This is a genomic window from Crateriforma conspicua, from assembly GCF_007752935.1.
GTDB classification, from domain to species: Bacteria; Planctomycetota; Planctomycetia; order Pirellulales; family Pirellulaceae; genus Crateriforma; species Crateriforma conspicua.
Window position 1 is genome coordinate 4,342,663 of record NZ_CP036319.1, and the last position, 14,043, is coordinate 4,356,705.

Genomic DNA, 14,043 nt, shown 5'->3' on the forward strand with positions numbered 1-14,043 from the left:
AAGCCTAACAGGTCGCCGGGTCCTCCATCGTCCGCCACGTCCACGGTCGCGCTGCCGTAGATCGCCGCGATCGGACGGACCCGGTCGATGACCGACGTTGGAACCAATCGCTTGTCGCTACGCCAGTGGATCGCTGCGAAAGACTTTGATCGCGTCGCCAGACTGCAAGTCTTTGCCCGCGAAGTCGTGGAAGGTTATTGTAGCGGGCGTCACCGCAGTCCGCAGAAGGGATACAGCGTCGACTTCAAGGAACACCGGCAATACGTCCGCGGCGATGAATTGCGGGACATCGATTGGAAGGTCTACGGCAAAAGCGACAAGCTGTTCGTTCGACAGTACGAAGAAGAAACCAACCTGCGGTGCCATTTGGTCGTCGATACCAGCGGTTCGATGGCCTATGGCGGTGAACACAGCAAAGCGGACTATGCCACACGTCTGGCCGCCTGCTTGACGTACATGATGCTGGGCCAGCAAGATGCCGTGGGATTGATCACATTCGATGATCGGCCACGCAGCGTCGTGCAGGCATCCGGTCGCCCATCGCACTTGGCACAAATCTTGTCGGCGCTGGTTGCCCAGACGCCACAAAACGAAACCGATCTTGGAACCGCACTGCGACTGGCGGCCAGCCAAATTCGTCGTCGTGCCTTGGTCGTGATCCTGTCCGATGGCATGGGCGATGTCCAGTCGATGAAGACCGCATTGGCGATGTTTCGCAATCACGGTCACGACGTGATCTTCTTTCAAATTCTGCATCCCGATGAATCGGAGTTTCCGTTTCAAGGTCGAATCCGATTTCGCGATCTGGAACATGACACAACCGAACGGACCGTGGATTCAAGCACGATTCGTCAAGCCTATCTGGATCGCTTTGCCCAACACCAAAATGACTTGAAATCCATTTGCCGGACCCACCGCGTCGACTTGGTGACCTTGTCGTCGGCCGTTGACCCGGTCGAAGGTTTGCATCGCTATGTCACCCTGCGAAGGGCCGCGCGATGACGTTCATCAACGCATTACTGGCCTGGGGCGCATTGGCCTTCACCATCCCCTTGGCGATTCATTTATTTTTTCGCCACCGATTTCGCACGATCGATTGGGGATCCATGTGGCTGTTGGACAGCGTGATCCAGCAAAACCGTCGACGCTTGCGCTGGACGAATTGGCTGTTGCTGTTGCTTCGCTGCTTGATTCCCATCTTGTTGGCCGCCGCAATGGCCCGGCCGCTGTTGCATGCTTTGCGTGTCGCGCCCGGCCAATTGGCACAAACGTTGGTGCTGGTCCTCGACGACAGCCAAAGCATGAATGCCGTGGATGACGACGGCGTTTCGAGATTCCAAAAAGCTCGGAACCAAGCCTTCGAACTCGTTTCCGATCTGACACGCAACGACGAAGTCATTCTGTTGCAAAGTGGCGACCTGACCGCTCCGCCGTCGATCATCGCCCCGATCGCCGCTGCAGACCAGCTTCGACAACTGGCCCCAGGAACCGGACCGTACACCCTGGGCGACGCTCTTGACGCAGCCGTGTCTGCGCTGCGTTTCGCATCCAACCCGCATCATCGAATCGTTGTCATTTCCGACTTTCAGGATGGCGTCGTTCCCACGGACATCGCACCGCAACTGGAATCGATCGCCCGCCGTATCGACGATTCGGCGATGGCGGCAAACATCAGCTTGCTTTCAGTCGCCGATGACGGTGAAGACCCCGGCAACGTTTCGATCGACTCCATTCGATTGGAATCGCCCATCGCCATTGCAGGTCATCGAACCACGGCCGCCGCCACCATTCGTAACGCTTCCGATTTGCCCGTCAGCGGCGCTGCCCTGCGATGGCGTATCGACGGAAAAGTGGCCGCTTCGGGTTCGATCAATGTCCCCGCAAGAGCCGAGACGACGGTACGTTTGAATTTCAGCCCAGACCAAGTGGGTCGACGTCTGGTGACCGCGACCATCGATTTGAAAGACGCGTTGGCCAACGACAACCGACGCGAGTTCGCGCTCGACGTGACACGGTCGATTCGCGTCGCCCTGGTGGACGGCAGCCCGAGCGGCGAAGCCCTCACCCGGATGTCCGATTTTCTGTTCCTGGCGCTTCAGCCAAACATCGTATCGGACGACGCATCGTCGGCCCCAAGCAATCGTTTTGAAGTATCCCGCTGGACGCCCGGCCAATTGGTTCGATCGTCCCCCGCTTCGCGTCCGGATGTAATCATCTTGGTCAACGTGGCGATCGACGAACCGGCACGACAGGTCATTGCCCAGCACTTGGCCGTCGGCGGATCGCTGGTCATTTTTGACGGCCCACGAACCGCGCCTGATCAATACAACCGTCCGCTGACGGAAAACCAAGACAACATCGTACATTTGCCGGCAGCCTTGGGACCACGCATCGAATCCACCACCGATGCACCACGACAGATCGCCGAAACCGACCAAACGTTTTCGGCATGGTCCGGAATCACCGGCGACCAGGACCGGGTTTGGAAAGACATCGAAGTCGCAAACTATCGATCATTGACGCTACGGCCCGCCGGCCCCGCCGCGCGGACGCTGATTCGTTTGGACGACGACACCGTCATTGCGACCATCGGCAAACCGATCTTGGATCGATCCGACGGTGATAAAGACGCATCGTCGCCCTCCGGCTTCAACGGCCGGATCGTCCAGTTCGGTCTGGCTCCACACCCGAGCGACTGGAACCTGCCACTACGGCCCTGGTTTGTTCCTCTGATGCAACAGCTTGTCTTGGAACTGGCCGGGCAAAACAACACGGCCAATTTGTTGACCGGCCAGCCACTGGTCGTTCCGTTGCCGAATTGGCTCGACGGTGCCGATGCCAGTTCCGAGAGTAACAATGCCAGGCCTAGAACCTTTCGCATCGTCGCCCCCCATGGTGACACGGTCGCGGAAAAGACGATCGACGCTGGTCGATCGACGTCGGGCTCTGAAATCGTGTTGCGTGCTTCGACACGCACGGCCGGTCGCTACGAGCTGACCGTTTCCAACGTGACGGGCGAAGCTGGAACCGACGATGCCAATGGTGCCACAAACACCTCGCCGGATCGCGTGATTCAATGGCATTTGGCACAGCTTCCACTTGAAGAATCCAACCTGCGTTCGGTTTCGCCCGAACGTTTGGAATCCGCGGTCCAGCCGTTTGATGGTCGTGTCTTTTCATCCATCCAAGCACTGCAGGACGACGAACGCTTGCAGACGGAAGGTCGCGAAGTATGGCGGCCGATCTGCATCGCATTACTGCTGTGTCTTGTTTTGGAAATCGCACTGCTGGCGCGATTGAATCCGGGTACTTCGACGGCACGCCCTGTTGCCCCCAAGACCAACGTCGAGGGCATGGTGTCATGATGGCGTGGTTCACCAACGTTCCCGATGTCGAGTGTCTTTTTCAAACATCATTTTTGGGTCAACTGCGTTGGGGCACCCAGTGGCCACCCTGGCAAGTCGTCGGGCTTGCCGTGCTGTCGGCGATCACCGTGTATTGGCTGTATGCCAGGCAATTGCCGGACGTCACACGCTGGGCACGTTGGATTCTGCCGTCGTTGCGTGCGTTGGCGGTCATCGCGACGGTCATCATGTTGGGACAACCCACCTTGCGACAACGCAAAACCATCGGCACGCCAGGCCGCGTTCATTTTGCCGTCGACGTTTCGTCCAGCATGTTGGTGACCGATGACAGAAATGATGGCACGTCACGTCTGCGGCGTGCCGCCGGCTTGATCGGCGGTGACGCGGGACAGCAAGGCTGGATCGACCGTCTGCGCTCGACCCACCAAGTCGGTGTTTCGGCATTTCATGACGGTGAAGTCGTCCCCATCGGATCCACCGACCTGGGGTCCGATCCCGCTAGTGCCGATGCCGGCCAGACCATGGCGATACGTTTAAGCCAGTTCGATGGCGGTGGCACCTCCCTGAACACGCCACTTTCGCGTTTTTTATCGGACCATCAAATTCGCACTCGGGCCGACGATGACTTGTCGGCCGAAGCATTAACGTCCGACGATGATTCGGATCGTGCTCGCCAAGCAATCGTGCTGATGACCGACGGAAGATCCAAGGACACCTCCGCAGCGATTGAAACAGCCCAGCGATTGTCATCGGCCGGTATCGAAGTGTTCGTGTTGGGCATGGGCGCTGCTGACCAGCGTCCGGATTTCGGCGTGACCCAAGTGTCTGTACCGGAATCCGTCGCCGCCGATGGCGTTCTTAATGGCAGCATCGACGTCGTGTCGCGTGGCGGGAAAAACAATCCCATCACCGTTTCGATCACATCGGCCGATAACGTTGTTTGGAGCCAGCAGATTGTTCCCCGCCGCGATGGCGTCACGTCCGTCCCGTTCCAAATCGATGTACCGGAGCTGGCGGACCAGTGGTCCACGACCGGCGACAAGAATCAATCCGCCGTCATGCAGTTGTCCGCTCGTGTGCAGTCCGATGCGGAAAACCGTCTGGTGGAAAACGATGGCTATCCTTTCCGTGTGATCGCCAACCGCAACAACCGTCGTTTGTTAGTGATGGATGGGTCCAGCCGGTGGGAAATCCGTTACCTGCGAAACCTTTTCCAGCGAGACCCGAACTGGGACGTCGACACGCGATTGTTCGGTCCGGGAACCGACACCCCCGATGTTGCCCGGGATGATTCCGAAGGTGCGATCCCGGCCACGGCCGAAGCATACGCGGAATACGATGCCATTGTCCTTGGCGAAATCCCGCCGGACCAATGGACCGATTCCGACGCGGAACGTTTGCGACAATACGTGTCTCGGGGTGGCGGGCTGATCGTTTTGGACGGTCGGCTGGATCGCGTGATGGCGTTGGTCGAAAAAAACTTGGGCGACATCTTGCCCGTCAAACCCGCGTATCGTCCGCCACCGCGGTTCGGCGCCACGACGGATCTCGATCAACAGTCGCCCAGAATCGATCGCCCTGATTCGATTCACCCGGAACAAGTCGCCGTCGATTTTCCCGTGTTTCAACTGGCCGATGACGCAGACTTGTCGCAACGACTGTGGCCACAGTTGCCGCCGCCACAGTCGGCCCGAGCCGTTTCGACGGCGATGGACGCCGAAGTCTGGGCGACCATCGCGGATTCCAAAGGCAAACGCTGGCCGTGGATGGTGACGCGGTTGTTCGGCAGCGGACGTGTCATCTATCTGGCTTCGGACGAAACATGGCGATGGCGTTACAAGGTCGCCGACCAGATTCATTCACAGTTTTGGAATCGCTTGTTGGCGACGGTGATGCCAGCGTCCTACTTATCCGACGACGGGTATGCGTCGATCGGTACCGACCGCATTGACTATGGTCCCGAGGACGACATCACCATCGCGGCTCGATTGCGAAACGCCGACGGTCAACCGGTCGCCGACAGCACCGTCGACGCACTGCTGTACCAAGACGATCAACTGGTCACCGTTATACCGATGTCGATCGACAATCCCGACCGGGGAACCTTTTTGGCAACCGCCAGCGGATTGGACGCGGGACGATACGACATCCGTTTGCGTGCCAGTGGATTCCAGGATGACGTGTTGACCGCCACTTCGCCGATCTGGGTGTCCGACCGGCTGTCCGATGAATGGGCCGATGTGTCGTTGAACGAAGCCGACCTAAGTCGTTTGGCCGATTCGCAGCCAACACAAAGCCGGCCACCATCCCAGGGGCAATCTGCGGCGGAAAATCGCGGCGGCTATTTTCACGAAAGCGAAGCGGACCGCTTGCTCGAAGCCCTGCGACCTTTGTCGTCCGGCCAAGTCATCCAGAAAGACCACGCCCTGTGGCAATCTTGGCCATGGTTTGTTCTGGTCATGTCGCTGTTGACCGCCGAATGGCTGATCCGAAAACGCGTGGGTTTGGTGTAAGACGGCACGCCAAATCGATCGGCCGCATCTATCAACGGGGTGTTGAATTCGATTCAATGCCCGCTAACCATCACGACTGATCGCATCGCTTCCTATTCCAACCAAAAGGCAACGTCACCCATGGCTGTTGAAATCAACGTCGTTTACCAGGGCGAACTGGCTTGCCAGGCCACTCATGATCCAAGCGGAATCCAGCTGACCACCGATGCGCCGGTGGACAACGGCGGCAACGGATCATCATTTTCGCCGACCGATTTGGTGGCCACCGCTTTGGGATGTTGCGTGATGACGATCTTGGGACTGATGGCCAAACGGCACGACGTTGATTTGGTGGGGACACGCGTCCACGTGACAAAGGAAATGGTGACCGACCCGCTGCGTCGTATCGGATCGCTGGTAACGACCGTCACCATTCCGCCCGGCGTGTCCATGGAAGCATCCATGCGTCAGCGTTTTGAGAAAGCGGCCCGGACGTGTCCTGTCCACGCCAGTTTGCACCCGGACATCAACGCCCCGATCGAATTCGTCTATCCTGAAGGGTAAACGCAACTCCTTCGTTCGCTTCTCGTTTCCCGCAGGTTTCCTTGCTATGACGACGACGCCAGTTCATCGCAATCGCCGACGTCGCGTCATCGCCGCGGTCGTCCTGACCATCGGATGGGGCGTCATCGCAGCCACCGATTTGAATGCCCAATTGCCCCCGGAAATTACCGAAGACGAAAACATTCGCGTGACTCGGGTGACTCCCGAAGCGGCGTTGGCCCAGCTGCAACAAGAATATGCCCAGCTGCTGCGAACGGTCGGCGCCGATCATCCTGACGCCCAAGGTGTGGCCCAGCAAATCAGCCAGATCCGAATGGGCTTGGCGGCATTGGGACGACCGGTCGACGACGATGCGATGTCCAGCGACGTTCCCGCGGTGACAATTCCCCAAAGCACCCTTCCACCCAATACAGTTCCAGCCGATCGGGCCGCGGCGACCGACGCATCCGCCAGTGACGGTGAAGAAGCGGAGCTGAGCCTGAACCCGCGACAGGTCCAATTGCTACAGGATCGCTACCGCGAATTGGAGCAATCACTCGGCACGTCGCACCCGATGGTCCAGCAACTGGCCGCTTTGTTGGGACGTTTGACGGCGGAGGTCCCGACCGCGCCGCCAGCGTTCGCCCCCGCCGGATCGCCGGCATTTCCCGCTGCGCCCCCGGGGATTCCGCCGCTTGCGCCATCGACCGTCGATCCGAACAATTCGCCCGCATCACCATCGGGCGATCCGATGCTGAATCCCGAATCGGCGGATCCTTATGACCTGCTGGTGATCATGGCAAGACGAGTGGTGCGGCTGGAACAGGAAGTGTTGCGAATGCGCGACGAAATCCAGCGTTTGCGTGACAGCGATCGCGACGCACGATTGGTCCCGGGGACCGGCGACCGTGACGCCGGCACCACCACGGATTCCCTGCCTCCGGCATTGGAATCTTTGCGGCCCTAGCAATAAGAATATCTTTTTCCGATGAATCGTCGGGATTTTTGAATAAATCAACACGACGCCCGCATCCCCGTGTTGTCATGCCGCCCACTGAACTTTCCGACCGCGTTCGTCTGCAGGCCAGACGTATCATCGAAAGCCGATCGGCCGCCCTGTCGGGTCTGTACGACCTGACCGCGGTTCGATTGTTTCGTTACGCGTCGTCGATCACTCGTCACGCCCAGGATGCGGAAGACGCGGTGCAATCGGCGTTGGTCCAGGTCGCCGATCGTCCTTGGATGATCGTCGATTCGGATCAACCTTGGCCGTATTTGCTGCGGATGGTCCGCAACGAATCGTTGATGATCGTTCGCAAGCGTCGACGATGGGCATTGCTGACCAGCATCTCGGATCGTCTGATCGGCCGCGGTGACGATTCACTGGACCGGCATGAAACGGAAGACCAGGTCTGGCGAGCCTTGAGCGAGCTGCCGCCAGAACAAAGCGAGCCGGTTGTACTGAAGATCTGGGAAGACCTGACGTTTGCTCAGATCGGCGAAATGCTGGAAATCCCCGCCGCGACGGCAGCCAGTCGTTACCGATACGCGATCACCAAACTGCAGCAGAAGCTTCAACACGTTGCACCGGAGCATCTATCATGCTGACCAAGTGCGACCACGATGCATTGGAACCACCGTCGGTGGAACGTTTGATCGATCAAGCGGGACGCGGCGTTCGCGTGAACGAAACACTGCGGTTGCGAACGATCGACGAAGCCCGACGTCGTGATCAGGAAAGATCGCTGCGACAATCCTTGGCCGCGACGGTGTTGTTCGTGTTTGTGGTCTTGTCCGCGGTCACGTTCAGTTTTGAATTGATGCGACAAGATTTTCTGAAACATCCGTCCGATTCAACGGGTGTGGTGATTCCAACCCACAACCACGAAGCCACCGTTTCACCTTGGAAACTGGTCGATGCGGTGGATCATTGGCGACGGTCCCAAGCGCAACAGTGGAACGGCGGTCGTTAGGTCGATTTTCTGGCAAACTTTTTTAAACAAATCGTTTGCCTGATTGCATCATCCCTGTAAAGCCGCGAAGCATTCGGCCAAGCCGTGACGCCTTCGCACCGATGCTTTGATCGATAGGAATGATGATGCCAGATCCACCCGCACCCGATTCGCCGACGCCGGATCGTGATGCCACAAGGGTTGAATTTTCGCAGTGTGTGGAATTTAACCAGTTGTTGGTCGCGCTCAGCCGGGCAGATCTTTCGCTGCGGCTTTATCCCGGTCGATACGGCGACGCCTTTGTTGACGATTTGCGGGCCCTGGAATCCGACATCGCGCGTTCGATCGGCTTGGGCGGCGAACTGCCAGCGGTATTGGATGATGTGAAGGTTACTCCGCCACGATACGCCGCCGCGTTTCGCACTTGGGTTGGCAAAGCGGATGCGTCGGTGGCCCTGTCAGCATTCACCCAGTCCGACCCTCGTGAATCGCTGCAACTGCACGCCTGGTATCGGACCGGTGCAAGCTTGGCGGTTCTGTTGGCGGTCGCTTGCGTGGTGTTCGTCATGGCGGCCGTTTTCAGTGCCCCGCGCATGGATCGATTGTTCGACGATCTGGGCTTGGACGGTGGCGACCAAACGGGCCTGTTGTGGTGGATGGCCGGCACCGTTTGCATCGCTGTATTTGTATTGTTGGCTGCCGGATTTTATTTCGGCCGCCGCGTATTGGGCGGACTCCACGATTCGATTGCCAACTCCAATCTTTCGAACTTCGGATCGTCCGCCCGCCGCCAATCCTTTGCATCCGACATCGCCGCTCGGACCGCGGCACTGGTGTCCACGGGTTGGTCGTCTGACGTTGCGGTGCGTGAATCCATCCGATTGTCGGTGAACCGAAACGATCCGCCGGGCGCCTGGGGTTCACTGCTGCAATGGGCCAGTCGTACGGAGTCTAGCCCGCATTCCGCGGACGGTGCGGACCCGCCCACTGGCCCAACCGAAGGCTCCAGCCCGGCATTTTTTCAGTCCGTGTCCAACGCGTATCAGCAACTGTCGGAATTTGGCCGACCACGCCAATCGCTTTGGCCCGCGCTGACCCATGCATTGATCGGTGGCGTGTTGGTGGCAACGGCCGCGTATTTTCTGATCGGCCCCTATGTTCGACTTCTCATTGCGGTCAGCTGACAAGTCATGAATCAAACCAACAGCCCACCGGAACCGCTGACCTGCGAACAAGCGTTTGCAGCGGAGATCGGCTATCGACAAGTCACCCGTCTGCTACGAGGCCGCCGGACACTGGAACGGTCTGGCGAAACCGAGATATCGGCGACATCGGCCGCAGCCGCCGTGGAACTGGCTTCGATTCGCCTGGCCAACCGGCGACGTCGCATCGCTCAGGTCCTGTATCCGCTGTGTGTGTTTGTATTGACCGTGATCGTCTTTCTGGTTTTGAATTTCACGGTCATTCAAGACTTCCGACAGATGTTTTCCGAATTCGGTCTACAGCTTCCGGCACCCACCCTGTTGTTGGTCAACCTTAGCCGTGCCGCGGGCGATTCGCCGCTGGGATTTCTGTTTTGGATCGTGATCATTTCTCTGGTGATCGTTGGGATCTCCATCGCCATGATTCGATTCGCATTCGCCTATCGGCCGCTACGATTTTTTACCGCCGGATCGATGTCACCCACCGAAACCGTGGCGGAACTGAGCAGTTTGGGTGCCGAAGCATTTCGCGGGGGTGCCGATGCAAGACGCGTGGCCGACCATTTGACGCAGGTTGCCTACCCGGCACCGTACCGGCACGCCCTACAGCAATTGTCGGCGGTAATCTCTGGCGAACAGACCCCCACGCGACTGGAGGATCTGGACAGTTTGCTGCCGCCCAGCTTTATCGCGGCATTCGCGCCGCATCAATCATCCGAATCGGCCGCCAAGTCATTGGAAACGGTTTCCCGAGTGTACGTCCAGCGATTGCGAATCCGCGGAGTGACACGCGGCGGGATCCCGGCGGAAGTTGTGCTGGTCTTTCTGGGCGGCATGATTGGTTTGTTGATCATCGCGTTGATGATGCCTCTTGTGTCGCTGATTTCGGGGCTCAGCTGATGTCTTGGCAAACGATCATTGAAAAAAGCGTGATCCTTTCATCGCTGCGATCGCTATGGCGACGGATCGAAACATTGATGCCTGCCGCGATTGCGGACTTGGATTCACTTGGCAGTGCGTTTCGGTCCACGCCGGCTTTCAAACGAGACGCGATCGCGGCGTTGCAGTTCGGCACACTGCAGTGGATCGATCATAGCCATCGTCAGGGGACCGATCTGATCAAGACCCTGAACCGTTATGCAAGCGAAAATCGCGGATGGTATCGACGACGTCTGCGATTGATGACCACGCGGTTGCGTGAAGGCACGTCGTTGGTCGACGCCATCGAACAGACCCCGGGGGTGCTTTCGGATGAAGACGCGATTGCAATCCGCTTTGCCGTTCAGAATGGCACGTTACCCACGACATTGGAACGTCTGGCGGCACAGCCGGATCTGTTGCGTCCGCAAACGCAAAGCCGCATTCGATCCACCCTTCGTTACGCCGTTTTGCTTTTGGTGGTCGGTTGGCTCGTTCTGCTTTGGATGCAGATGATTTTCATCGACGGTGGTATCCAACGATTTTTGTTGGCGTTCCGCGATTCGATGCTGGGATGGTCGGTCCCGGATCAAGACCCTCCGCCACTGGACCGTGCGATTTTGTGGATCGACTGGATCGGCCAGAACTGGGTGCTGTGCCTGTTGGTGATCTTTATTGCCGGATGGTTGTTGCTGGCCCGTGCCCCTCGTCGCTGGTTGTCCCGGCGTATCGAACGCAGCGGTTGGGCACGACGAAACCGCACACAAATCCCGACCTTGTTGGATTTGCTGGCCGATGCATCGCAGTGCGGGCGGCCCCTGGTCGCATCGGTTTCCACGCTGGGGCGATATCACTTCGACCCGAAAACACGTCAACGTTTTCTGTTCGCACGGAACGAGATGGACCATGGCATCGCACCCTGGGAAGCCCTAGCGGAGTGCGGAGTGACCACCACCGCCGAATCCAACGCGCTGACGATCGCCCGCGATGTAGACCGGCCGTGGATTTTGCGGTCGCTTGCCAGTCAATTGCGCGAAAATTCGGCACGACGTTTTGAATGGGTCGCCTTGATACTTCAGTTGGCCGTCGTCCTGCTGTTCGCTTTGGTGGTGATGGCCTTGGGTTGGGTGTTGTTCGGAACCTTAGCGGAGCTGATTCATGGACTTGCCTAGCGTTCCCAGGCGAACGGTGCCCCGTATCGTCAACCGCGGTGGTTTTTCGATCACCGAAGTCGTCACCGGATGTTTTTTGATAACCGTCATGGTGGGTGCAGTGGCACCGATCGCATTGCTGTCGCGAAAGACCGCCGACATCGCCCACCAATCGCAAATCGCGACGGAGATTCTGTCGGCGGAACTGGATCGGTTGACGATGATGCCGGCGGAAGAAGCGCAGAAACAACTTACGACGTATCCAAAAAGCGATGGCGTCCATCCCGCGCTACTGCAGGCGACGCTTCGCGGCACTTACTTGGACGACACCGACGGCGCAAGAATCCAAATGACTTTGACTTGGGGTGCACCCCAGCGTCGACGATCCACATCACTGGTCGGCTGGATCAACGATGCGGACGCCCAAGCGATGATCAAAGCGGAGCCATCGCCATGACCCAAAACTCCATCAGCCGAAACGGCCGACGTGGCAACGCCGGCGGTGTCCATCGACGCCACTCCCCCTATCGGTTCACCGGATTTTCGTTGATCGAAATGTTGGTGTCCCTGTCGTTGGCCAGCATGCTGGGAACGATTGCGGTGGGCTTGCTATTGCGTTGCCAACAACTGTCTGACGGCACCAACAGCCAATTGGACCAGATCCAAACGTTCAGCCGGTTGGCCGACACCTTTCGCAACGACGTCCATACCGCGTTGTCGGCCGACGCGGAAACAAATGCATCGGTCACGCTGCGATACGCTGGCGATTTCGTGATTCGATATCAGTGGGACCAAACCAACAGTCGAATCGTCCGATCGACCCGACGTTCCGACCAGATCGTCGCATCGGAGTTGTACGTTTTGTCGTCGAAGACTCAGGCCAGATTTGAACAATCCTTCGACCCAAACATCGTGCGACTGAATTTGGAAACCGCCGGGCGATCTGACAAGGCAACAAACGCGGTGGTCTGCCAAGCCGTCGTTCATCGTTGGCCGGAGGTTTCGAAATGATGAAACATTCCATTCATCACCCGATCACCCGTCGTCGCGGTTCGCTTGTCTTGATCGCCCTGGTGTGCCTGATCGTCGGCATGTCCGTCTTGGTGTCATCGGCGCACCGTGCGTTGTTGGTGCAACGACAAACCGAACGCTTCACAGCGTTGCGGCAGTGTCAGTGGCTGCTGGACGCCGGAATCAATCGCGCCGTTGTGGCCATCCAGAATGACGCCGAATACGACGGCGAATCATGGCAATTGGACCAGCCCCTGCCCGGCCGGCGTACCGGTCGGGTGACGATCGCGGTGCAAGCGTCCGAGTCGGCGAAAGGTTCGTCTCGGATCCAGGTGACCGCCGTTGTTGAAACCAGAAACTCGCCGGTCGGCCGCGGCCAGATACGGCGCAGCCATTCATTCCACCTTCCCGTTTCCGATAATCACGCCCAGGATTCCCAATAATGTACACGTCTCATTCCCGGCGGCGAATTCACTCCCTAGCCGGCTTTACCTTGGTTGAATTGTTGGTGGTGATCGCGATCATCGGTGTGCTGATCGGACTGTTGCTGCCGGCGGTACAATCCGCGCGTGAAGCGGCACGTCGATGCAGTTGCGCGAACAATCTGGTCCAGATGGGTTTGGGCATGCATCAATACGAATTCGCCAACGAAAGCTTTCCTTCCGGTGTGATCGATGACGAGGGCCCGATCCGCAACGAACCCATGGGGCGACACGTGTCATGGACCGTTCAGATCCTGCCATTCATTGAACAAGTCAATGTGTCGCGGCACTTTGACCAGGAAGCCGGCGCGTATGCCAGTGTGAACATACCGCCACGAAAACAATACATTCCCACCTATATTTGTCCGTCCGAACCGCGGGCGTCGGTCGAGATGATGCCATCCGACACGGCATCGGAGGATCAATCACAGATTCCGCAAGAGTTTCCGATCAGCAGTTATGCCGGATGCCAAAATGATGTCGAAGCCAGCATTGATGCGGACCGCAATGGGATTCTGTTCTTCAACAGCGACGTGCGGTTCGAAGATCTGACTGATGGATCTTCCCAGACCCTGCTGATCGGTGAAGTCCGCCACGAGGAAACCTTGCTCGGTTGGCCATCGGGAACGCGATCGACCTTGCGTAACGCCGTCGACATCAATTCCATTTCGTCTTATCGATCGGAACCCGACCCTGAACCATCACCACTCGGACCGCTGGACGTCGGAGGTTTTTCCAGCAATCACCCGGGCGGTTGCAACTTTGTGTTCGCCGACGGGTCGGTGCGTTTCCTGTCCGAAGCGATCGAACCGGACCTCCTTCGCCAACTCGGCCATCGTGCCGATGGCGAACTGTTGGAAGGCGACGGGCTGTAGGTTTCGCTTCCATGTCCGGCGGGTTTGATGACGGGCTGTTGCATCATCGCCC

The 14,043-nt window shown here is 58.3% G+C and carries 14 protein-coding genes; all 14 read left to right on the forward strand.

Features of this window, described 5'->3' with window-relative positions; translation table 11 throughout:
• Positions 1-87 precede the first annotated feature (87 nt).
• The 14 genes from Mal65_RS15800 (at position 88) to Mal65_RS15860 (ending at position 13,991) form a co-directional block, all read left to right on the forward strand.
• The gene (locus tag Mal65_RS15800) at positions 88-1,002 is read left to right on the forward strand and encodes a DUF58 domain-containing protein (RefSeq protein WP_145299533.1); all 915 of its coding nucleotides are present in this window, start codon (positions 88-90) and stop codon (positions 1,000-1,002) included.
• A complete protein-coding gene (locus Mal65_RS15805) occupies positions 999-3,365 on the forward strand; it encodes an N-terminal double-transmembrane domain-containing protein (RefSeq protein WP_145299536.1) in 2,367 nt (788 codons plus the stop codon). The genes Mal65_RS15800 and Mal65_RS15805 overlap by 4 nt, the downstream gene beginning before the upstream one ends.
• Entirely contained in the window at positions 3,362-5,878 is a 2,517-nt protein-coding gene (locus Mal65_RS15810) for a VWA domain-containing protein (RefSeq protein ID WP_165701316.1), read from the forward strand. Before Mal65_RS15805 ends, Mal65_RS15810 begins: the two co-directional genes overlap by 4 nt.
• Positions 5,879-5,998: 120 nt before the next feature.
• Positions 5,999-6,421 carry an OsmC family protein gene (locus tag Mal65_RS15815; RefSeq protein WP_145304970.1) on the forward strand — a complete coding sequence of 141 codons (423 nt, stop codon included), beginning with the start codon at positions 5,999-6,001 and terminating at the stop codon, positions 6,419-6,421.
• Positions 6,422-6,467: 46 nt separating this feature from the next.
• Positions 6,468-7,367, forward strand: a complete 900-nt coding sequence (locus Mal65_RS15820; RefSeq protein ID WP_145299542.1) for a hypothetical protein — start codon at positions 6,468-6,470, stop codon at positions 7,365-7,367.
• A 77-nt stretch (positions 7,368-7,444) separates the two neighbouring features.
• Positions 7,445-8,008 carry an RNA polymerase sigma factor gene (locus Mal65_RS15825; RefSeq protein ID WP_145299545.1) on the forward strand — a complete coding sequence of 188 codons (564 nt, stop codon included), beginning with the start codon at positions 7,445-7,447 and terminating at the stop codon, positions 8,006-8,008.
• Entirely contained in the window at positions 8,002-8,373 is a 372-nt protein-coding gene (locus Mal65_RS15830) for a hypothetical protein (protein ID WP_145299548.1), read from the forward strand. The genes Mal65_RS15825 and Mal65_RS15830 overlap by 7 nt, the downstream gene beginning before the upstream one ends.
• Before the next feature lie 125 nt (positions 8,374-8,498).
• Positions 8,499-9,536: a hypothetical protein gene (locus Mal65_RS15835; protein WP_231131151.1), complete on the forward strand. Its 1,038-nt coding sequence runs from the start codon at positions 8,499-8,501 to the stop codon at positions 9,534-9,536.
• 6 nt (positions 9,537-9,542) lie between these two features.
• Complete coding sequence (locus Mal65_RS15840; protein ID WP_145299554.1) at positions 9,543-10,454, forward strand: type II secretion system F family protein; 912 nt, start codon at positions 9,543-9,545, stop codon at positions 10,452-10,454.
• Positions 10,454-11,644 carry a type II secretion system F family protein gene (locus Mal65_RS15845; RefSeq protein ID WP_145299557.1) on the forward strand — a complete coding sequence of 397 codons (1,191 nt, stop codon included), beginning with the start codon at positions 10,454-10,456 and terminating at the stop codon, positions 11,642-11,644. The genes Mal65_RS15840 and Mal65_RS15845 overlap by 1 nt, the downstream gene beginning before the upstream one ends.
• On the forward strand, positions 11,631-12,080 hold the full coding sequence (locus Mal65_RS26565; protein WP_165701317.1) for a hypothetical protein: 450 nt from the start codon (positions 11,631-11,633) through the stop codon (positions 12,078-12,080). Before Mal65_RS15845 ends, Mal65_RS26565 begins: the two co-directional genes overlap by 14 nt.
• Entirely contained in the window at positions 12,077-12,634 is a 558-nt protein-coding gene (locus Mal65_RS26570; protein ID WP_165701318.1) for a PulJ/GspJ family protein, read from the forward strand. The genes Mal65_RS26565 and Mal65_RS26570 overlap by 4 nt, the downstream gene beginning before the upstream one ends.
• A complete protein-coding gene (locus Mal65_RS15855; RefSeq protein ID WP_145299563.1) occupies positions 12,631-13,077 on the forward strand; it encodes a hypothetical protein in 447 nt (148 codons plus the stop codon). Before Mal65_RS26570 ends, Mal65_RS15855 begins: the two co-directional genes overlap by 4 nt.
• A complete protein-coding gene (locus Mal65_RS15860; protein ID WP_145299566.1) occupies positions 13,077-13,991 on the forward strand; it encodes a DUF1559 domain-containing protein in 915 nt (304 codons plus the stop codon). The genes Mal65_RS15855 and Mal65_RS15860 overlap by 1 nt, the downstream gene beginning before the upstream one ends.
• Positions 13,992-14,043 lie beyond the last annotated feature (52 nt).